This is a genomic window from Acinetobacter sp. CWB-B33 (assembly GCF_039655955.1).
Classification (GTDB): domain Bacteria; phylum Pseudomonadota; class Gammaproteobacteria; order Pseudomonadales; family Moraxellaceae; genus Acinetobacter; species Acinetobacter bouvetii.
The window spans coordinates 198,035-220,798 of record NZ_JAGFEU010000005.1; the positions used below are offsets into that span (position 1 = coordinate 198,035).

Sequence of the window (22,764 nt, forward strand, 5' to 3'; positions counted from 1 at the left end):
ATTTGATATTGAACAAAATGCGTTTAGGCGATTTCCACTTGACCTACCGAATGGTAAGCGCGATTAAAATACACCAAACTTTCATCCTGTTGACTTTGCTGAATTGCGACCACACGGCACATAAAAACACTATGTGTGCCGACTGCTTGAATTTGCTCAATCTGACAGTCAAAACTCACCAAAGCATCCTTTAAAATAGGCGCACCCGTTTCCAATTCAGTCCAAGCGGCGTGGTTAAAGCGCTCTTCAGCCGTCATTTTCGATGAAAATGCTTTGGACAGGTCTTCATGCTGTGCGCCCAAAACATTCACGGTGAGAATCTTATTTTCAACAAAATGCGCATGGGAACTCGATGCTTGATTCATACAGACCAGCAAGGTCGGAGGCGTATCGGTAACACTGCATACAGCAGAGGCAGTGAATCCATAGCGGCCAGACATTCCTGCTGTCGTCACAACATTGACTGCGCTGGTGAGCAAAGACATTGCGTTTTTAAAGTCTGTTGATTGAATCATGATGCTGTTCCAAAATTAAAGCGTCGTTTTTTGTGATATCACCTGATTATGCAAGTTCATCACACAGGCATATCACCTGAATGTGTTCCGAGTAGAAAATGAGGCAACTTCAAGTTTGAAGTCAGGGTTACTGTGAAATTTAATCAAATCCAATATAACCCTGCGCATTTTAAGGATGATGCGTACTCAGCATAAAGTTAGGCGGTCAGTTCTTGACGAATAATTTCTGCGCCCGCACTCAAGGCATTCAGTTTGCCTCTCGCCACTTCGCGTGACAATGGCGCCATACCGCAGTTGGTCGAAGGATAAAGCTTATCGGCATCGACAAACTGAAGCGCTTTGCGCAATGTATTGGCCACTTCTTCCGCAGTTTCAATCTGATTAGTTGCAACGTCAATTGCACCGACCATAACTTTTTTACCGCGAATCAGTTCAATCAAATCCATAGGCACACGTGAATTTTGACATTCAAGTGAAATGATATCAATCTTCGATTGCTGCAGTTTAGGGAAGGCTTCTTCGTATTGGCGCCATTCTGAACCTAAGGTCTTTTTCCAGTCTGTATTGGCTTTGATGCCGTAGCCATAGCAGATATGCACCGCAGTTTCACATTTCAGACCTTCAAGCGCCCGCTCCAAAGTTGCAACGCCCCAGTCATTCACTTCATCAAAAAACACATTAAAGGCAGGCTCATCAAACTGGATAATGTCTACACCGGCGGCTTCTAATTCCAAGGCTTCCTGATTAAGAATTTTGGCAAATTCCCACGCCAGTTTTTCACGGCTTTTGTAATGACCGTCATACAAAGTATCAATCATGGTCATTGGGCCAGGCAAAGCCCATTTGATCGGCTGTGTAGTCTGGCTGCGTAAAAACTTTGCATCTTCCACAAAAACAGGCTTTTGACGGCTGACTGCACCCACCACACTCGGCACACTCGCATCATAACGATTACGGATACGCACCGTTTCACGCTTTTCAAAATCAACACCATCCAAATGCTCAATGAATGTTGTTACGAAATGCTGACGGGTTTGCTCACCATCGCTGACAATATCAATGCCAGCATGCTGCTGTTCTTGCAAAGATAAACGCAAAGCATCTTGCTTCGCTTCAAGCAGTTGCTCACCTTCCAGTTTCCAAGGTGACCAAAGTTTTTCCGGTTCCGCCAGCCAAGATGGTTTCGGTAAGCTGCCTGCTGTTGATGTTGGGAGTAAAATGGCCATGTCTAATCTTCTATCTCAATCTTTTGTAAAACGGTGTTCTTTAATCTATTCGGTGAATCAAGCAGCGTGTTCTTGCTTTGTATTTTCAGCAGCAAAATTTGCGGCCCATTGTTCAAGGATGTCTTTGTACGGCTTGATAAAGTTTTCTTCCGTCCATTTGCCTTGTTTTACCGCCAATTGACTGCGTTCTACACGGTCATAAACAATGCGGGTCAATGAAAAATCCTGAAAATTCAAGCTTGGCTGGTAAACCAAACCTGCAACTGAATTGGTATTGTAAATTTCAGGACGATAAATTTTTTGGAAACTTTCCATGGTGCTGATCGCACTGATTAACTCAAAATCGGTATAGTCCGTCAGTAAGTTGTTTGCTGAATAGAATGCCAATGGCGCAGTTGCATTTTCAGGTTTGAAATAGCGGACGCTTAGACCCATTTTTTTGAAATAGTCATCGGTACGTGAATATTCATCATTTTTATATTCCACACCAAGCACCGGGTGAACATTCGCTGTGCGGTAATAGGTTTTTGAAGTCGAAACGCTCAGGCAAATCACAGGTTGTTTTTTAAATTCTGCTTTAAAAACCTCTGAATTGACTAAATGCTGATAGAGCTTGCCATGTAAATCACCAAAGTTTTCAGGCTTTTCATTGGTTTTAAAACCAAGCTCCGGCAATACCACACTGAAGTCATAATCACGTACATAAGAAGAAAAACTGTTGCCGATCATGCCTTCTATGCGTTCATTGGTTTTATGATCAATAATGGTACTTTTCAAGGTTTCAATAAAAGGAAAGGTCTTGCCATTTCCTTCAACATCAAGCTCTGCTGAAATGATGTCAATTTCAAGTGAATAGCGGTCAGCATTTGGATTGTCACAACTCGCCAAAGTGTTAAAGCGGTTGTTAATCATCTCCAAAGTTCTGCGTAAGTTTTCTTGGCGATGTTCACCACGAGCTAAGTTGGCAAAGTTTGTTGTAAGGCGTGTGTTGTCAGCAGGTTGATAGTTTTCATCGAAACGTACACTTTTAATCGAACAAGTAAATTCCTGACTCATTGTGATGCACCCTAAATTTTTTAAGAGAAGTTAAAATTTCTGAATGCATATATTTATAGCCGAACAACTAGATGAATAAAAATGATTTAATCTAACGTGAAGATGAATAAAATTCACTAATTGAATTTCATCGCATCAACGCGGGATATTCATTAGGAAAGCTGGCTAGCAGATCTTTAGTACATTAATTCTTATAACCCCAAATAAAATTATTGAGAAAATCTTTCTAATATTTCACTAATACCCATAAAATACAGTGATTTATTAAAAATAAAATCAAATAAAAACTAAATAATTCATCTGGAAATTTGACAGTTAAGCGCCTCAATCAAATTCTATATTTGGCTTAAAAATTCATCGCTAAGGCATTTTATTTTGCTATTGGGGCAAGAACAGCAGTTGTTTTATAAAACCTGAGAAATGCTCAACAGTGAATGAAACTCACTTTAAACTTAGAAAATTTCAAGATCTTCATCCTTATTCATTTTATCTAAATGGTGAAAGCATGAGAGATCTAAGGCTAATATTTACTGATAGATGCCCATCCTAACTAAACCGTTGAGGATCCTAGCTAAAAATTTCTAAGCTGCCTACATGGCAGTGAACGTTTCATCAGCAATGATTATCGGCGATATGCATTTCTAAGCTGCCTACATGGCAGTGAACGTGGTGTTCAGGGAAATATTGAACTTTTGTTTTTTCTAAGCTGCCTACATGGCAGTGAACCAGTGCCCGCTTTAAAGCCGCCAAGAATCTCATTTCTAAGCTGCCTACATGGCAGTGAACCATGACGTATCTTCATCAGATTGCCGCAGGATTTTCTAAGCTGCCTACATGGCAGTGAACGCATACATTTTCTTGAAGTCTTGCATTTATTATTTCTAAGCTGCCTACATGGCAGTGAACTCGTTGCAGACCCACTCGTTTCAATGTCAGCATTTCTAAGCTGCCTACATGGCAGTGAACTTTATTTCATGCTTGTCCCAAACTATTTCATTTTTCTAAGCTGCCTACATGGCAGTGAACCTATATGGTTATTTTGTCCATATTTTTAGCCGTTTCTAAGCTGCCTACATGGCAGTGAACAAAAATTTCTCTGACCTCAGGTACATCATTCATTTCTAAGCTGCCTACATGGCAGTGAACAGTATTCCAAAAATACAGGAAAAGTTTACAACTTTCTAAGCTGCCTACATGGCAGTGAACGCAGTACCTAATGTTTCTTCTCCACCTGATGCTTTCTAAGCTGCCTACATGGCAGTGAACATGTTGACTGGGGCAATATGCAGGATGGCTTATTTCTAAGCTGCCTACATGGCAGTGAACTTTTATCTTTATAAGTCACTGTATTGTTTGCTTTTCTAAGCTGCCTACATGGCAGTGAACTCAAAGCTGAGAATGATAATTTTCGTTCTATGGTTTCTAAGCTGCCTACATGGCAGTGAACATAGGGCGATTTATGGCGCGTGCCGGTGGTGCTTTCTAAGCTGCCTACATGGCAGTGAACCTGACGTTTCATTTATTCCTGATTTCTTGGGTTTTCTAAGCTGCCTACATGGCAGTGAACTTCTGAGTTTGGAAAAGGTGCATTAAGATTTGTTTCTAAGCTGCCTACATGGCAGTGAACAGAAACTTTACGCAAAAAACGAAAATTGGGGTTTTTCTAAGCTGCCTACATGGCAGTGAACCACTTTCTCCAATTGTGGATGCTTATGGTGTTTTTCTAAGCTGCCTACATGGCAGTGAACAGACTTCTGCAGAAATTAAAGGTTCCCGTGTCTTTCTAAGCTGCCTACATGGCAGTGAACAATCTATAGAACTTGGTGCTTTTCACATGCTTTTTCTAAGCTGCCTACATGGCAGTGAACAACGTTCTAAACGGTATGCACGTAAGGTTTATTTTCTAAGCTGCCTACATGGCAGTGAACCACTGTCTATATCGACAAGTGATGCATCTACATTTCTAAGCTGCCTACATGGCAGTGAACTTAGAATTGTGGCAATTAAGTAAGAAACCTATTTTCTAAGCTGCCTACATGGCAGTGAACAAAATCCTTAGATTCCCTCGACTGGTCGTGACTTTCTAAGCTGCCTACATGGCAGTGAACCTAGGGCTTATGTTGTTTTGTCGGGTTAATTATTTCTAAGCTGCCTACATGGCAGTGAACGTTTCTGCAAAAAAGCCTGAGCCAGTCCAGAATTTCTAAGCTGCCTACATGGCAGTGAACGTTAGTTCATAGCAAAAAAATAAAGCTATAACAGTGGCTTAACCCTTAAAATCTATAAAAGACCCAAGTTTCAAACCACCATCATAACCTATTGATTTTATTATACTGTTAAAGAGTAGAAAAATATTGGGTTAAAATTCGGGTACAGATGAGGTCAAACTTAAACCATAAGTGCTAAAAACCTGAGATTCAGATTTTGTCGCAGATTGCTTTTCAATAAACAATTTAAAACGCTTTTCATCCTCAGCTGTCGAATTGCTTAAACTTTTCAGCTCTATATAAGGTAGTGCCGTTGTAGTCACTACATTGCTATAACGAGCCAATGCTTCATCAAAACCAATATCACCACGTTTTACACGATGGCGCGCTAAACGTTGAGCATTGGTTTTCACTTGTTTACGTTTATAGATTGCATAGCCTTTAATCTCTTTAGGTACTTCTCGAATAGAAGTAATATGTACATAATCTTCTAAACGTTCTAGCCATTTTCGTATATCTAATTTTTTCAAATCAGATTCAGACGATGCAAATAAGCGTAATTTCTTCCCTAAATTAATGTTTGCTTTTTGGTTTCCTACTTTTTCTTCAAAAATATACTGAGGAAAAGCAACACCAATATTGACCTTATTATTGGCATCTTTAAGTTCAGCTAAAGCAATATGCAACTGTGTATAAAGCTTTGTCCAAATGAAATACGGGGAAATTTCAGCTTGATCAATCAGCGTAATTTCCTGATAAAATTTCATACTTAAGCATCCTTTCCACTTTGCCCAAAGACGCCACCCCGTACTAAAACAGCCATGACATAATGTTCCTGTTCAGCATTTTCTAAAGTTTCACCTAGAGCGTATTTATCAAATAAAGTGAAAAAATCCTTTTTATCTTTAGGTGTGCGATAAGCTTTCCCTAAATTCGTTACAGCACCATAAGGTTCTATGGCGATTGCAGTATTTTTATTATCAAATTCAGGATACCAAGTATCAATTGTACGCAAAGCATTACCTATTTTTTGCGAGTGCATTGCTGCGACTTCATTAACCTGATAAAGAATTTTACTCTTTGCACCCTTACCTTTATCTAGTACCAATTCTTCACTTGGATAAACTTCTTGAGCTTTACCGACCAAGGCATAAGCTTCTATCTTGATCAAAAGATAAGGCATTTCGCCTCTAAGTGCTTGTGCGATTTGATCAGCTAAACCTTGTACTTTTTCATCTGCATTTTCAAATTGGTGTAATGGGTAATCTAAGGCATTAAACGTTATCGTTTCTTGACCATTCACTTGCACCACAACTTCAATTTTTTCAGCACCTACACGGTTGCGCCATAAAAAACGTGCATTGGCAATATTAAATGCATAGCGTTTTGCGAGTTCTGTAAAACCATATTTTTCAATGTAGTTTTTAGCAGTAGTTTGATAAGAATCTAAAAAGGTTTCATTATTACAAGCAGATGGATTCTCTATTCCGCCTAAGACTTTCAACGTGAATTCTACTTTTAAAGTATCCTGATTTTCAGCTAAAGCACATGCATCTACCGTTTGTAAATTTGCTTTTTCAACTTCAGCATTTAATTTAAGTGGATCACCTGCAACTGCTGGTTTTAGACGGTTTGAAATCGTACCGCGAACAGATTTTGCAATCAGTTTTAAAGTAGCCTTTTCAGCGCGGTTTTCCCAGCTCGTCCCATAAAAATATCCATCAGATGGAACGAGTTTCTTTTCAAATGCAAGTACACTTGCAACTGCTTTTTCATTTTTAGCCATGAGTTTTATTCCCTTTTCAATATCAAGTTAGTTTGTTTTAGAGTTTTGGCAAAGATACAAATTATTTTCAAGATCAACATGATATTGCCATAAAAGTTGATCAATACTTTCTATACGGTATGGCATTTTAAATTCGCCCAACGTCAACACACTTTCAGCAAAGCGATGTGGTGTAACTGAGTCACGCTGATTTTTTGCTTGTGCCAACTCTGAAATGCCTTGAAATCCCACTGCAATTGGAACTAGCCAACCTTGAGTTTTTCGTTGAGAAGTCCATGTAACCTTGTCATCATTATCGACAACTGAACGATGCGTCACTTTTAAATAATCCAATACCGCGTCTAAGGCATCTTTGCCTTCATTCATACTTTCAATGACGAGATCACGACGTTCAATTAGGACATGCCCAAGCATCAGTTTATTGAGAATTGGACGTAGTTCCTTATCTACATTTCCATCTTCATCAAAAACCAAAATTTCACATTTTTTGACTGACAGTACATCTCCGCTTGCAAACTTCATACTGTTTACACATTGATTCACCAAATTTAAAAAGGCTTCTTTTTCATCAGGGTCTGTATTTTCAATTTCAATTAAAAGAGAAACTTCCAAATGACAACGCGCTTCTTCAATAAATGCGGGACGATTGCCATCTTTATCTAAAGGATTTGCTGTACCTACAATCGAATGTACAAAATCTCCTTGCCCTTTATAAGTTTGTAAATCAAACTCATGGCAACTAATCGCGACTTTGGTCAATTCAACATCATAGTTCTTTGCATTTAATTTACGTTGAATTGCATGTACTGCTCCTAACCAAGCTGTCATTGCAGGAAATCCAATGGTATAAGGACTACTCATTGCATTGGCATTATGAATTTTAAGATGCGGAATCAATAAAAAATGACGCATTAGAAAAACTCCTTATCTTCTTCAAGCAATTCTTTTACGATTTCTTTAACAGCTAATATCTCACCGCTACCTAACATATAAGAGTTTTCAACAATTTCTTTATCTACATAAACATCAATAATCCATTTTGATATATGATGGCTAACATCTTCGAACCATCCCTCTTCAATTTCACGCTGTTCTTCATAAAAATCATCTAACCAAATACGTTGATACAAAGGTAATTTTTTATATGAATCCCCCTTTGACCATTCCTTTTTATATTTACGGATACAAAATGCTTTAAACAAAATTTGTTCAATAATTTTGCGAAGTGTTTTATTAATATCATTACGTATCAAATAAGTATTTTTTCTTTTGCCAGTTGTACTATCTAAATCTTTTCTAATAAGAACCTGTAACTCTTCAACATATTGTTTAAAAACCATTGAATATAAACATTGTTCGAAAAAATCAAATGTTGGAAGTTTCACCTTTCTTTCTTCAAATGTAGGCGGATAACTTGGCAATAAATATGCTCTACCCGCATTTTGACTATTTAAAACACTGACATTTTGTGGTTGTGTTCCACCATACGCAGTCACTGTTAGATCATAAATATCCGCAAAACCTTGAGGGCCATGCTCATTTTTTTTACGATTTTCTTTTGCTTGCTTGGTAACTTCGGAAAAGCGCATTACATCAATATGTTGCTTTAATTTGGTAATCAATCCAGACGGTGTCAAAATAGATAACAAATGATATTTACCATCTTCAATCGGGAAGTACACTTGTTTAATAAAATGATCTGTTTTATTAGAGTCATCTCCATTTTTGATGACCAAAAATGCCTGACGTAGTGTGTCAAAATCTAATGAAGCTTGCTGAATCAGGGTTTTAAGGGGTTTATCACTGTGCTCAAATCCATCTAAGACAGTAGTTTTTTCAGTTAAATCAAGCGATAGAAATTTATAAACGTCCATAGCTGCTGCATTACCAAAGACATCTAATGGGTAATCTACATTGCCACTACGCCAGTAACCATCTTTAGCATATTTTGCTTGAGCAATAACACTTGATGTCCTTGCACTAGGATGACTAAATTTACTCGGATGGCTCACCATAGAAAGTTGAGCTACTCGCTTTGCTGCATCAGGTAGCCATTCCTGCAAACTAAATTTATCATTTGCTTGCTGTTGTAATTCAGCAATTTCAGTGTCATTTTCAGCTTTCTTTAAACGATCTTTTAACCATAGCTCTTTGCGCTCATTTAAAAAATTTAGAATATTTGCAGTCATACACTCCCTCTACTCATTTTTTAATTCCTATTATTTATCTAAAACCACTAAGCCAAATTGTTCTGAATATATCAAATGTTTATTCTCATCATATTCAGGCAACATGATCTCCCCATAACGTTTTGAAAGTCTTTCTATCTTTGCTTCAATATCTTCATTTTCTGAAAGTTTTTCAACTGCCATACAACGCAAGATGTCGTAATAATTGCGATCTAACCAAAGCCTTTGTTTTTCAAATTCATTTAATTCCACAGGAGTGATGCGATAAATCCCATCACGAGCAATATATTCGCCTAGATCATTTTTCTCACAAAATGTAAGCTTGTCATTTTGCCAAGTCGCAAAGAGTTGAATATTTGGCGAACTCTGCCGGAACGGATTAAAGCGCTGTGGTAAAGCCGTCAAAAACCAATTCTGTGTCAACCAAGCACTTAACGGTTTTGCACCTTTTTTACTATAGGATGTGAGCGCATCAGCCATGACTGCGTGTTCCAAATCCGCAAGTTTCTTAGTCGCTTGTAAAGGTTGATTGGCTTGAATACGAGGAATTGCATTAATTCCAACATCTAAAATATTTCGATCTAGCAATTGCTTTAAATCTTTGCTTTCTAACCTAAAATTACCTTTATCAGAATTCACTTCAAAACCAGGCTTTTCAAAAGCCACTTTGGCATTTTTTAAACCCCTTAAATTGTATTGCATCAAAGCAATATTGGGTTTTTCAATATCTTGTGTCAATTTTCGATGACGTAACACACGACCTGCTAACTGAATAATAGAACGATAAGATGATGGCTCGACAATCGCCCAATCAAAATCGTGATCTCGCCCAACTTCTTCTACAGGTGTCGCAACTAAAATAAAGATGACATGTTCATCATCGGTTGAATCTAAATGCTGACGAATAATGCCATCATTGTCTTTATCTAAAAATGACTTGGGCTGTTCACCTTGTTTTTCTTTACGTTTTAACACTTCATCTAAATGTCGCTCTTGCTCACTTCGTAATAACAATACCTGACGGCTATGATATGCCATCACTCGTGGTGAAATATTTTCAGACCATTCAGCGTTGAGCAAATAACGAGTTAAACCGACACATGGCGGAATATTGGCTACTCGAATCACGCCAAAAGAAACTTTCTTACCTGTTTTAGCATCCACTGTGTGGTGATCTAAGTGTAACTGTTCAATATGTTGCTTAATTCTTTCAAAATATTGATTTTGCAAACTTTCATCTAAACGATCTACAGGCTTGGAGGAAACTAAATCTTCACATTCAATAATATAAAACTTATGTTTAAGCACTTGTTGTGCCAAAGCATCAGCACGGGTTTTCACAAATTTATCATGTGCATATTGATAGCTCGGAATAATTTGAGTCTGATCTTTAACCTCAATTGTTTGAATTTGAGTTTTGAACTCATCCACCCACATTGAAACAACATAGGCTTGTTTTAATTTTTTAAAAGCACTATACAGCGCCCAACCATGTTGATATGCATTAAAAAAACCTTCAGCCAATGCAGGTGGAATCGTGGCAGAGGAAATCATCACTTTGCGACCTAACATCCCAGCTAAATGCACTAAACGAGCGATTGCAATTAAATCCTGACCACCAAAATCATCAACTTCATCAATCACTAAATCTGAAGATGACAATCTCAAGCTAGGTAAAATATATTTTCCACCACGCTTAGTTTCTGTTGCAGAAATAATATGGTCTATCGTACAAGCTAAAACGGGTTTATATAAAAATGCCTTATTTCGCTCCGCCTGATTTTCAGGAAACAATACATTCATAAAATCGGCTTGAGGCATCGACTCATAATCCAGTTCATTTCCTAAAAGCTCTTCTAAAGATTCTGAACCAATTTCCTCAACATCTGTTTCGACTTCTTGCTGTTTCACATTATTTTTATGGTGTAGCTCTTGTACTGCTTTAGAACCAATCAAGACTGCAAGTTCATCATTGCTTAGACCTATATCATGACGATAAGAGTCACCTGTTTGAAGCGTAAGCGTACGTAAACCCAACGCCAACACATACCGTAAGGACTGATCTTTCGATAATGCCTGCATAATTTTGGCATTGGCAATAGTTTTTCCCTTGCCTGTGCTTGCCATATTGACAATAAACCATCCCTGATCAGCAGAACCTTCATTTTTTTGAATAAAATTTTGAATACCTTTAACGGCTTGGTCTTGCCATTCAAAACCTTCAAGGCTTTTCTTTTTCAGTTTTTGAATATCATAAGCAGGCTCCATCTCATCAGCCAATCGGCTTAATGATTGCGCTACACGCAATGCTGTATCACTCACATGCACCAAATGTTCATCCAAATATTGCTTAGCTAGCTTGGTTTTGGGATCGGTATTTGCAATCAGCGTTAAATCAGTTTTCCAATCTTTGTCAGCATTACATGATGAATAATAATGATCTCCCAACATTAAACATAGGCGAGCATGATGTAAAATTACTCGCCAACTGCCGTCCGCAATAATTTGTGGAACATGTTCAGATTGTTGCTGTAAGCGTGTCGCCCATTTCTTTATTTCCTTTGTCCATTTTAAGGACTTGGTCAATAAGCCTTGTTCAAACTGAAAACACAGTTTTAAGCGTTGCTGATATTCTTTTTCATCGAACTTATTTTGATAGCCCCAATCGATTTTTATACTTTTTAATAAACTCGACAGCGTATCTTTATTGATACTCGCATATTCTTTACAGCGGGGTTCTTTTCGTAAATCAGGCAGTCGATGATGTGAAACGATTAGCCAAGCCACCAATTGTGCTAAAGGTGGAAGTTGATCTAAAGCTTTGGATTGATCAAGATTTTGGTTAATAGTTTGCTTTAAGGTATTCTCATCCCAATTTTGTTGAATCAGTAGATTTAACCATGCATTATCAGACTCAATATTGCCTGATGATTGCACTAGGGCATTGAGCAATAAACAGGAAATCCACTCATGTCGGATTGGATCGCCTTTGAATTGATTATTTTTATCTAATAACTTTTGCTGAAATAGAACAGTTGCTTTGCCCCAATCATGCAATAAAGCAGACACGGCAACCAATGCTTTAATCAAAGGTAAATAGTGCCAATCATTTTCCCACTTATTCTGATCTAATTTTTTCTTTGTACTGTTTACAGGAACAACACCCACACTATTAAACTTATTCCTATTCCCAACCACCCACAACAACTCGCTTCTACGTCGTCCTCGTATCCAATGACAACTCACTGCCGTACTCTTAGTCACGGTTTTACGTAGTAGCTTTTTCACCGCAATCAAACCATCTTCCGTGATCACGGTCTGCCAAGTGTTGTCACCAATCCGATCTGCAAAGGCATCCAAAACACGACGTGTACGTGGAATGGCTTTCTTTTCACATTGCGAAATGAAGGTTACGATCATAATTCAGCACCACACAAGATAAACATCTTGAAAAGTGTGAATGTACGGATTGTATTAGATACTCTTAATACAACCCGTATACAAAGCTGCCTACATGGCAGTGAACTAACAAGACATATTAGATTTATAAAATCATATCCAATATTTTCTAAGCTGCCTACATGGCAGTTTAATTTTCGCATTATATCCATAATTTACTCATTCAATGTAATGTTCAAGTTAAATTGTGGACTAAGTGTTAAAGAAAAATTAATAGACCAAACAACAGACATAGCAACAACCATCCAAAACTTCCGATTAAGCATAGGAATCCTCCTCAATTTTCAATATTGAGTAAAATACTACCACCTTTAAAAAATAACAACCATATTATATATAATTTTATAAATAGCAAAAAAGTTAAAATTATTACAATTCTAAAGCATTTTTCTTAACTTGATCAAACATCTCATCCAAACACTTATGCTCGGTAAATTTCTGCAAAATCTGCTGACGAAACTCTTACTCAGACATCTTTTCCTTTGCGCAAATAAAAGCATAAGGCAGAACCACAGCATCCTTAATTAAATCAGCAATATCAAAAACTAAAGCCCCACGACGGGTTTTACCATGCATCACTGCAAAACCATGCGGAATACCCAAAACCCATAGAGTCGTTGCAGCCAAACCGTAGGCCAAATAATTTCCATGATTTAAAAAATCATTGGCTAAATCCCCTTGTTCAGGATTACGACTAAAATCTTTTAAACCAGTCCGAGTCGCTGCAATTTTATAAAGTTGTTTGGTCGTCGCTGCTTCAGCAAGGAGTAAATCTCCAACTTTGTTGAGATGAGGAATTTTATTTTCAAAACCATTGAGCGCACTTTGAATGTCCTGATCATCGATATGAAAACCATATTCTTTTAAATCACGATCCTTCGCCCAAATTTTGCGGATAAATTCGATTCGAGCCAACTGAAATTGCTTTGCGACCTCCAACCGTTTGGCATCATCAAACCAAAATTGCATCCACCCCTGCATATATTCAGTAGGTCGGTACTCACTTTGCGGTGTCAACCATTCAATTTCACTTCCCATAAATAAGGGCGTTCCACCACCACCTGTAAAGCCCACCAAAACCCCAGCACTTGCAAGCATCCGCATTGCAGCTTGAGTAATGGATGTACCTGTTCCAAGCATGATTACAGTAGTATTGGCTATCGGAATATTCCAGTATTGATTTTCATTTTTTGCTTCGGTGAGATATAAGACCCGCCCATCTTTTTGCATAACACGGCAATGCTCAAGATAATAAAGATTGGCTCTTTTAGAATGAAGAATGGCTTTTAAGTCGGATGGATTCAGTTGTTCCATTTTTATTTATATTCGGAAGTTGTTTTTTTCATTATAAAAAATTCAACGACTTATGCAATTCTACTAAAACAGTATCACGTCAATTTATGACGCATACATTTTTGTAATGTATCGCTTTAGAATTCCTAGTAAAGGCTTTAGTAGAATAACTACAAAATATTTAGTGCAAAATAAGCCGAAAAACTTACAACAATTAATTCCAAAAAAACAAAAAACCCACTTTTTAAGTGGGCTTTAATGTGTTGAAATATCAACGAATCTTGGTAGGTATATCCAGACTCGAACTGGAGACCTCTACGATGTCAACGTAGCGCTCTAACCAACTGAGCTATACACCTAGGATGGGTAGAATCATATTCAATTATGTTTGCTTAAACAAGAAGTTTTATAACTTCTTAAGCGCATTTGCACAAGATTTAAGCAAGCGCTTTATTTCTTTGAGCTCAACATTCCGCTGTCCATGCGGCATATACCGATATTGCTCAATTTTTTGTCCCAGACGTTGAAAATGAACCTGCTCATCACTTGAAGCCAGCCGCGATAATCTGCTCATCCAAAGCGAAAAAGTTTCAGCATTTTGCTTTCTTAACGCCAATGGCAGTTTAGAATTAAATTGGCCGATTGCACGCTCCAGCTCAGGTTTATTCCTTTTCACCTGCCAATAAATATAAGTAAAATAAAGTAAAATCAAACATAATGTAGCAACAATTAAGCTGATCACCCCTGAATATATAGAATTTAAACCTATTTTTTGAAACCAGTTCTGCTGTGATTCCGCATTATAGCCTACAACTTTGCTCTGCCATTGATAGCTTGCATAATCACTCCAAATCCGAAGTTTAGTCAGCATGACATATTGCCGATATGACAGCTCTGAATGAGCGCCATTATAAATACTCTGATCTTCTTCCATATAACTTTGCATACCGATATCTATGCGGTTTGGCGCAATAATCGCGGTCGGATCAAATCGCTGCCAGCGATCATTGATCCACACTTCCGTCCATGCGTGCGCGTCCAGCTGCCTCACCTCCCAGCTTTTGCCATCTGGCGCCGGCTGCCCGCCTTGATAGCCGGTCACCACACGGGCAGGTATTCCTGCGTAGCGCATCAGCATCACGAAACTGGATGCATAATGCTCGCAAAAACCTTTACGAGTACCAAATAAGAAATCATCTACACGGTTTTTACCCAAAAACCCAGGGTTTAAGGTATAAGCGAAGCCATTGCGCTTATACCAAGCCAGCACATGCTGAATATAGCGTTCCGGGTTATAGCCGCTTTGTTCATACAGCTGCTTTGCCAATTGCTGCGCTTTCAAATCATAATTTTCGGCAATTTGCGTATTGCGCTTATTGAGCCATTGCCGCTGTATTTCATTTTCAATATGAAGATCTGCAGCGCCTATCCACATCAACTGAATGGGATCATTCTTAATATTTTGCCGCTGTGGCGTGATGCGCCAATCTTGTCCCAGCTGATATTGACTCTCTAACGGTATCGATTTTTCAAGCCCCATGATCCAGTTTACACGTGGGTCTGATGCTAAATACCGGTATTCAAATTGCCCCGCTCTTTCCTGATGTTTTTTTTTGCTCCCTGCTTTTTTTTGCTGAATGTCTGACGGCTCAATCAGCTGCTGATTGCTGTAGCTGCTGGTCCAGCGCAGCCCATCATACTCATCCAGAACCAAAGCGCGCCAATACAATTCTGAGCGGGCAGGAAGCCGGCTGAGATCAGCCACCACACGAAAAGCCAATGCACTGGACTGTGAAAGCTGCGCAATATCTCCAGGAGACATGCTGTCACTGATCCCCGTCACTGCTCTATTCTGCGGAATTGCAATATGCCACAGCGGCGGCAGGCGCGGAAAAAACATAAACAGCAAAACAAAAAATGGCAGCGCATAAGCAATAAATTTGCCGACATGGCTCAGGTCTTGTTTCAAATTCTGTAAAGAGGCTTTTTGATCAGGTTCAAACGCGCTGGTTTGCAAACGGTAAAGACCCGTAAAATTGCTCATTAAGCTCAGCAAGACCACTGTAGCCATAGCAAAAGACTGACTGAATAAAAAAGAACTGGCACTGACAAATAGAGCAAAATTAAACAGAATAACAGCATCACGCCGCGTCTTTGTTTCAAGCGCTTTTGCAAATAAAAAAGTGGTTAAAACTGAAACACCCGGCTCAATTCCAACAAAGGTCTGATAGCTGAAATAAATACTGGCCAATGCAGTCAACGTCAGCAGCAGTGTCCATATTTTTTTGATTGGCGGCTTTTTATTGATTGCCGCGTAAAACAGATAAATCCAAACGATTCCCAGCACCGCCGTTAAGGGTGCAGGGATATACAGCATTTGCGCTGATAACAGCAGCGCCAGGCTGATAAGTATCGAAATTCGGACTGAATATGCAATCATTGCTACGCCTGCGCTAAAAGAAGTTTGGCCTGCATCAGCTGTTTCTCACCGGTGCCGCTTGGCAATTGTGCATTGGGCAAAAAAATAGAATATGCGCAATGCATCTGTTCGCATTGTTCTGCCAGCCCCATCATTAAACTTAGTTTTTCTTCATGTGATGGACTCGGCATGTGATCATAATGAATTTCGACCAGGCGCTGATCCTGATACTGTTCAAATACCTTCACATATAAGCCCTGCCCGCGCGCCGCATGCTTCCATGCAACCGCCTGCAAGGACTCGCCATCCCGATAGTCCTTAAGCTCTCGAAACTCATCTACATCTTGTTCAAAACGCGGGTGCATGTTTTTATTTTCTGCAGCGCTCACTGCAGCTTTTGGCGCAATCCAGCTCACCTGCTGCAAGTATAAATACGTCCATGCGCGGACCAATCCAAATGGGTAGACTGACCAAATCTGAATCACCGGATAATTAAACTGGCCGCGCTCTGCAGGCAAAAACCTCAGCCTGAAAAGTTGTTTCAACTCATTGATCTGTAGTTGATGCAGCTGCCCTTCCACACTGATCCATAGATATCTGGCCTGCTTTTGTTCCTGACTGAAAAACAGGTCTAAATGCAGTGCTTCACCCACTTGCCCAACTTCATAGTAGTGTATTTCAATCTTTAAAGCATGCAGCTGCTTAAAAGTCAGATAAAAGCTCACGCACAATACAGCGCTGATTAAAAAGCAAAATCCTAAAATTAAATTATTGGCGTAATTTACTCCGGCAATAAAAGTAATCAAAATCAATACCAAAAATAAATGACCCTGCTGATAAATAAATACCAATACATCACTTTGCTTCAGCTGCTTTTCCTGATCAATTTTAAAGCGCTTTGACAGCCAATTTTGCCATGCCGATGCCAATGCAATTCCCCCTAAATACAGGCCGCTTAAGCCACACTGACCTGCTGCATGATTTTGGCAGTTTCTGCTTCACTCAGACCAATGCGGTGAGCCGAAACAGCTTGAAATACGGCCTGCACATCGTCAGGCGTAACGAAACTGCGCTGTTCGATCAAGGCATACGCCTGTGCCGCTTTCTTTAAAGCAAGCACCCCGCGGGTGGACAGCCCTTGCCTGCCTTTACGGGTTTCTTCAGCCAAGTCTAAAATATATTCCAGCACGGCATCTGATGTATAAATCTGCAGAACAAGCTGCTGCAAATCCAAAATATCCTGCTCATGAAATACATGCTGCAATTGTGCAATCAGTTCATGCCTTGAACCCTGCTGCAGTAAAGTTTTTTCAGCCTGACGCGATGGGTAGCCCAGTGTCAGCCGCATTAGAAAGCGGTCCAGTTGTGATTCTGGCAAGGCGTAAGTACCGCTTTGAAATAACGGGTTCTGCGTTGCAATCACCCAGAATGGCTGCGGCAAAGCATAACTTACGCCGTCTACAGTCGTGATGCCCTCTTCCATGGCTTCCAGCAAAGCGCTTTGCGTTTTGGGACTGCTGCGGTTGATTTCATCGGCCAGCAAAATTTGAGTAAAGATTGGTCCGTGCTTAAATTCAAAGGCATGCTCTTTCTGATTAAACATATTGATGCCAATGACATCACTGGCCAGCATATCGTTCGTAAATTGAATCCGCTGAAATTTCAAACCTGCCAAATGCGCTAAACTGCTGGCTAAGGTGGTTTTGCCTAATCCAGGCAAGTCTTCAAACAGCACATGCCCGCCTGCAAAAAGGCTGCATAAAGCCAGTTTGGTCTGCTGATTTTTATCCAAAATAATCAGATTGATCTGCTCTAAAAATTCATTAATTTTGGGATAAAACGACGCCAGTTTCTGCTGATCAATTTCATCTGCAAGCGGCGCTTCTTTTACTCTTTCTTTTTCCCAAAACAATTTTATTCCCCAATAAAAAGTTGAAATCTATGATTAACATACAGGGTTTTCAATCAGACTCAAAATTTTAAACGCGGCGCTTTATCAGCAAAGTGTTAAACACCTGATGAACACCTATTGCACTCAGTCTTTTTCATGAAGTTTCCGGTCAAAAAAAAGCGCCCCGAAGGGCGCATTTCATTAAATACTGCTCAGCAAGGGCATTTTTTCATGCCGCCGCCTGCAGATGGGTAACGCGCATCCACGCAGTAGCGGTAAAAAGTTTTGGCATCCATCGCTTCTAAATCCGGATGATGCTTTTTCATGTGCTCCAAATAATTTTGATAATCTGGAACACCTACCATCAGACGGAAACTCTGCTGCAGCCGCTGCCACAAAGTGGCAATTCGTGACCAGTTTTTCGGATTCAGGATTAAATCCTTTTGCGACATGATGGTCATTTTGATGATGTTGTAAATCACCGTTTTTCCACTTTTTGCAAATTTTAGATTCATCACCATCTCCTGCTTAATGCTGATTTGATGCGACAATATCTTCAGGATCGCGGTAAACCGCTTCTGACTCATGCACCGTTGGCACTGGGCTAGCCAAAGCTCTGCGGATCACGCCAATCGCCGCAATCACCATCACAACCGCAACAATCATAAAGAAGCCGCACAGTACGGCGTTAATTTGATTAGAGAATGCAACCGTATGCATTTCAGCCATGGTTTTTGCCGGAGCCAAAAGTTCATTTTTAGCAATCGCTGCATTGAAACGGTCTGCCTGCGCCAAGAAACCAATTTTCGGGTTTGAATGGAAGATTTTTTGCCAGCCCGCCGTCATACAGGTAATGAATAAGAAAATGGTCGGAATAATCGTGATCCAGACATATTTTTCTTTCTTCATTTTAAACAGAATGACAGTACCTAAAATCAATGCCATAGCAGCCAGCATTTGGTTACCGATACCAAACAGCGGCCATAAACTGTTAATGCCGCCCAGCGGATCAACGACGCCCTGATAAACGAAGAAACCCCAGCCAGCAACTGCAACTGCCGTCCCCAGCAAATTGCCAAAGAAGTTGTGAGAGTTTTTCACTGCTGGAATCACAATGCCCACAGTATCCTGCACCATGAAACGGCATGCACGTGTACCGGCATCTACAGCAGTTAAAATAAACAATGCTTCAAATAAAATGGCAAAGTGATACCAGAACGCCATCATTGAACGGTCATTGAAAATTTCCGTAATGATATGCGCCATGCCAATCGCAAAAGTCGGCGCGCCGCCTGTACGCGACAGAATTGAGTGTTCACCCACTTCTTTGGCCAGCAAGCTAAGCGTTTCTGGAGTAACTACAAACCCTAAATTTCGCACCGCCTCTGAGGCGGATTCCACAGTTGTGCCCAATACTGCTGCCGGCGCATTAATGGCAAAATATACACCCGGCTCAAGCACAGTTGCACAGACCATCGCCATAATCGCAACAAATGACTCCATCAGCATGCCGCCGTAGCCAATCATGCGGATGTCTGCTTCGCTATTCACCAGTTTAGGCGTGGTACCAGAAGCAACAAGTGCATGGAAACCCGAAATCGCGCCGCAGGCAATGGTAATAAACAGGAATGGGAACATCGAACCGGCAAATACAGGGCCAGTGCCGTCCACAAAATGCGTCACTGACGGCATTTTCAGCATTGGCATTGCAACCATAATGCCGACCGCCAAACCTGCAATCACGCCGATCTTTAAGAATGTAGATAAATAATCACGCGGCGCAAGCAGCAGCCAAACCGGCAATACTGAAGCAATAAAGCCATAACCAATCAGCCACCAGGTCAGCTCTGTACCGCTCAGTGTAAAGAATGGACCCCAGTATGGATGCTGTGAAACGTCACCGCCATAGATAATGCCAGCCATCATCAGCACAAAACCGATAATGGAAACCTCTGCAATTTTACCAGGGCGCAAATAACGCATGTAAATGCCCATGAAAATGGCAATCGGCACGGTAGCAGCAATACTGAATACACCCCAAGGGCTGTTGGTTAAGGCCTTCACGACCACCAATGCCAACACAGCAAGGATGATAATCATTACGCCCAATGCGCCCAGCATGACAATGATGCCGGCAAAGGAACCCAGCTCCTGCTTGGCCATTTCACCCAGTGAACGGCCATCACGGCGCGTTGAAATAAACAGTACTAAAAAATCCTGCACTGCACCGGCTAAAACCACACCAATCAACAGCCAGAGCGTACCCGGCAAGTAGCCCATTTGCGCGGCGAGAATAGGGCCAACCAATGGCCCTGCGCCGGCAATAGCAGCAAAGTGATGCCCAAACAGCACACTTTTGTTGGTCGGCACATAATCTAAGCCGTCATTTAAGCGGTGTGCAGGCGTTAAACGCCGCGGATTCAGTTCAAAAACTTTTTCGGCAATAAATAAGCTGTAAAAGCGGTATGCAATGCTGTATACACAGATTGCGGCCAAGATGAGCCACACGGCATTCACATGCTCTCCGCGGCTGACTGCGAGTATCCCAAAGGAAACTGCACCTACAATTGCGACAAGAATCCAAAGCAGTTTTGACACTGGCCCGGACTTCTGTTGAATAGATTCCATTTCAATCCCTCATATCTGTTTGCATAAATCAGCTTTAATTTTTTCTTGTTCGAGGTACTGCTGTTTCTTCCCTTGCGACTCTACTCCTCATATTTTACTTTTCATCTAATACTTTGGCATAAAAAAAGGGATGATTTTCATCATCCCTTTCGATAATAGTCTATTTCTAAACCATTATGCACGTTCTAAATAATCACCAGTACGGGTATCTACACGAACGCTTTCTTCTTGCTGTACGAATAATGGAACACGCACTACAGCACCTGTTTCCAATTTCGCCGGTTTGCCGCCGCCGCCAGAAGTATCGCCGCGAACACCTGGATCAGTTTCAACAATTTTTAATACCACGAAGTTTGGCGCGCTTACATTCAATGGAACGCCATTGAATAACATAATTGTGCAAAGTTCGTTAGAATCGTCTTTTAACCATTTAGCAGCATCACCCATTGCTGTTTTATCAGCGGTAATCTGTTCAAATGATTCTGGATCCATGAAGTTCCACATTTCGCCATCATTGTACAAGTAGTTCATTTCTACTTCTTGGATGTCTGCAGCTTCTAAAGATTCGCCAGATTTAAACGTTTTTTCCAGCACTTTGCCAGAACGAAGGTTGCGCAATTTTACGCGGTTGAACGCTTGACCCTTACCAGGTTTTACGTATTCATTTTCCATGATTGAACATGGGTTTCCGTCAAGCATAACCTTAAGGCCTGACTTGAAATCATTTGTAGAATAATAGGCCATGACTGGCACACTCCAAACTTACTAGTTTAATCTATGAATGCGAAGGAATTCTGCTAATTCGTTAGCTTTGCAGCAGTTGGCTTTTAACTGTAAGCAATGCGCGTATTGTGATGTTTAGTATTCTAAATGAGCAACACGCAGCGAAGCAACGTAAAAAATACCCCTGCGCCTTCGGCTTGCAGGTAAACTATCTATGTAAAAGCGGAAATTTTGACAATGGCAAGGCCATTCACTAATCTCACGCCTCCATCGAGACAATTTAGCCTAATAACGCGTTATTAGGTGTTACGAATTGCCTGCAATCCCTAACCTAGCATTATTTAACACGTGGCATGATAAACTATTTGTATCAAGAGCAAAACTGGCAATCTCAACTCAGCGACTTAATTACTGACCCTTTAGAACTGCTGGAGACGCTAAAGCTGTCACCTGATCAATTATTGTCAGGCGCTCTTCTCGCATCTGAACAGTTCAAACTGCGTGTTCCCCGCGCTTTCGCCGCAAAAATGCAGGCTGGCAATCCGCAAGATCCGCTGCTGCTGCAAGTTCTTCCCCATCATTTAGAACTCGAAGATCATGCAGGCTATGTGACAGACCCGCTGGGCGAAGAGCAGGCTAACCAACAGCCCGGTGTGCTGCATAAATATCAATCGCGTTTCTTACTGACACTGACTGGCGCATGTGCAGTCCATTGCCGCTATTGTTTCAGACGCCATTTCCCCTATCAGGAAAATCTGCCAAAAAGTGAAGATTGGCTAAACATTCAGCGCTACATTCAAAGCCAGCCTGACATTAATGAGGTGATTTTAAGCGGCGGTGACCCCTTAACTTTGTCAAATCGGAAATTAAAACTCTGGATTGACCGCCTAGAGACACTGCCTCAAATAAAATTTTTGAGAATTCATTCACGTGTTCCGATTGTAATCCCCAACCGTGTCGACGAAGAGCTGATTTCCATATTAAAAAACAGTAGGCTGCGCATTATTCTAGTGGTACACTCAAATCACGCATCTGAGTTAGATGATTTTACCTGCAGCAAATTATCCCAATTAGCCAAGGAACAAATCACTGTACTGAATCAGGCAGTGTTGTTGAAAGGGGTAAACGATACTGCTGATGTATTGGTCAATTTAAGCTACCGCTTATTTGATGCTGGCGTTATGCCATATTATTTACATGTTCTTGATAAAGTTAAAGGCGCTCATCATTTTGATCGTACGCCAGAGGACATCAGCCAAATTTATGCAGAAGTTTTAGCCAGACTTCCGGGTTATTTGGTACCTAAGCTAGTGCGGGAAATTGCGGGCGAAAAAAACAAAACACCGCTTTTTGGGGTTTCAACTTTTTGAGT

15 protein-coding genes, 1 tRNA gene, 1 pseudogene and 1 CRISPR repeat array are annotated in these 22,764 nt (G+C 40.4%); of the genes and pseudogenes, 1 reads left to right on the top strand and 16 read right to left on the bottom strand.

The features are described from left to right. Nucleotides 1-23: 23 nt before the first annotated feature. From JZ784_RS14630 to efp, 16 genes and pseudogenes are all read right to left on the bottom strand, one after another. The gene (locus JZ784_RS14630; protein ID WP_346315353.1) at nt 24-515 is read right to left on the bottom strand and encodes a flavin reductase; all 492 of its coding nucleotides are present in this window, start codon (nt 513-515) and stop codon (nt 24-26) included. 197 nt (nt 516-712) lie between these two features. Further along, on the bottom strand, nt 713-1,741 hold the full coding sequence (locus JZ784_RS14635; RefSeq protein ID WP_005008954.1) for a methionine synthase: 1,029 nt from the start codon (nt 1,739-1,741) through the stop codon (nt 713-715). 57 nt (nt 1,742-1,798) lie between these two features. Then, nucleotides 1,799-2,797, bottom strand: coding sequence for a putative oxygenase MesX (locus tag JZ784_RS14640; protein ID WP_346315354.1), 999 nt, complete (start codon nt 2,795-2,797; stop codon nt 1,799-1,801). A gap of 577 nt (nt 2,798-3,374) precedes the next feature. Then, nucleotides 3,375-5,025: direct repeats of the CRISPR family, unit length 28 nt; unit sequence TTTCTAAGCTGCCTACATGGCAGTGAAC. A 131-nt stretch (nt 5,026-5,156) separates the two neighbouring features. Beyond that, nucleotides 5,157-5,771, bottom strand: coding sequence for a type I-F CRISPR-associated endoribonuclease Cas6/Csy4 (gene cas6f / locus JZ784_RS14645; RefSeq protein ID WP_346315355.1), 615 nt, complete (start codon nt 5,769-5,771; stop codon nt 5,157-5,159). A gap of 2 nt (nt 5,772-5,773) precedes the next feature. Then, nucleotides 5,774-6,790, bottom strand: a complete 1,017-nt coding sequence (gene csy3, locus JZ784_RS14650; protein WP_346315356.1) for a type I-F CRISPR-associated protein Csy3 — start codon at nt 6,788-6,790, stop codon at nt 5,774-5,776. Between the two features lie 27 nt (nt 6,791-6,817). Further along, nucleotides 6,818-7,702 carry a type I-F CRISPR-associated protein Csy2 gene (gene csy2, locus JZ784_RS14655; RefSeq protein ID WP_346315357.1) on the bottom strand — a complete coding sequence of 295 codons (885 nt, stop codon included), beginning with the start codon at nt 7,700-7,702 and terminating at the stop codon, nt 6,818-6,820. Continuing rightward, complete coding sequence (gene csy1, locus JZ784_RS14660) at nt 7,702-8,979, bottom strand: type I-F CRISPR-associated protein Csy1 (protein WP_346315358.1); 1,278 nt, start codon at nt 8,977-8,979, stop codon at nt 7,702-7,704. The genes csy2 and csy1 overlap by 1 nt, the downstream gene beginning before the upstream one ends. A gap of 30 nt (nt 8,980-9,009) precedes the next feature. Then, entirely contained in the window at nt 9,010-12,399 is a 3,390-nt protein-coding gene (gene cas3f / locus JZ784_RS14665) for a type I-F CRISPR-associated helicase Cas3f (protein ID WP_346315359.1), read from the bottom strand. Between the two features lie 408 nt (nt 12,400-12,807). After that, nucleotides 12,808-13,752: pseudogene (gene cas1f, locus JZ784_RS14670) on the bottom strand (type I-F CRISPR-associated endonuclease Cas1f). A gap of 261 nt (nt 13,753-14,013) precedes the next feature. Then, nucleotides 14,014-14,090, bottom strand: a tRNA-Val gene (locus JZ784_RS14675). A 47-nt stretch (nt 14,091-14,137) separates the two neighbouring features. Next, entirely contained in the window at nt 14,138-16,171 is a 2,034-nt protein-coding gene (locus JZ784_RS14680) for a DUF3488 and transglutaminase-like domain-containing protein (RefSeq protein WP_346315360.1), read from the bottom strand. Nucleotides 16,172-16,173: 2 nt separating this feature from the next. Continuing rightward, a complete protein-coding gene (locus tag JZ784_RS14685) occupies nt 16,174-17,079 on the bottom strand; it encodes a DUF58 domain-containing protein (RefSeq protein WP_346315361.1) in 906 nt (301 codons plus the stop codon). Between the two features lie 26 nt (nt 17,080-17,105). Next, nucleotides 17,106-18,062 carry an AAA family ATPase gene (locus tag JZ784_RS14690; protein WP_346315362.1) on the bottom strand — a complete coding sequence of 319 codons (957 nt, stop codon included), beginning with the start codon at nt 18,060-18,062 and terminating at the stop codon, nt 17,106-17,108. 191 nt (nt 18,063-18,253) lie between these two features. Continuing rightward, a complete protein-coding gene (locus JZ784_RS14695) occupies nt 18,254-18,559 on the bottom strand; it encodes a YbdD/YjiX family protein (RefSeq protein WP_171065497.1) in 306 nt (101 codons plus the stop codon). A 10-nt stretch (nt 18,560-18,569) separates the two neighbouring features. Further along, on the bottom strand, nt 18,570-20,669 hold the full coding sequence (locus JZ784_RS14700; protein WP_346315363.1) for a carbon starvation CstA family protein: 2,100 nt from the start codon (nt 20,667-20,669) through the stop codon (nt 18,570-18,572). A 174-nt stretch (nt 20,670-20,843) separates the two neighbouring features. After that, nucleotides 20,844-21,413: an elongation factor P gene (efp, locus tag JZ784_RS14705; protein ID WP_005008939.1), complete on the bottom strand. Its 570-nt coding sequence runs from the start codon at nt 21,411-21,413 to the stop codon at nt 20,844-20,846. A 332-nt stretch (nt 21,414-21,745) separates the two neighbouring features. Here efp and epmB point away from each other — a divergent pair, with 332 nt between their 5' ends. After that, the gene (epmB, locus tag JZ784_RS14710) at nt 21,746-22,762 is read left to right on the top strand and encodes an EF-P beta-lysylation protein EpmB (protein WP_346315364.1); all 1,017 of its coding nucleotides are present in this window, start codon (nt 21,746-21,748) and stop codon (nt 22,760-22,762) included. The last annotated feature ends 2 nt before the right edge of the window (nt 22,763-22,764 follow it).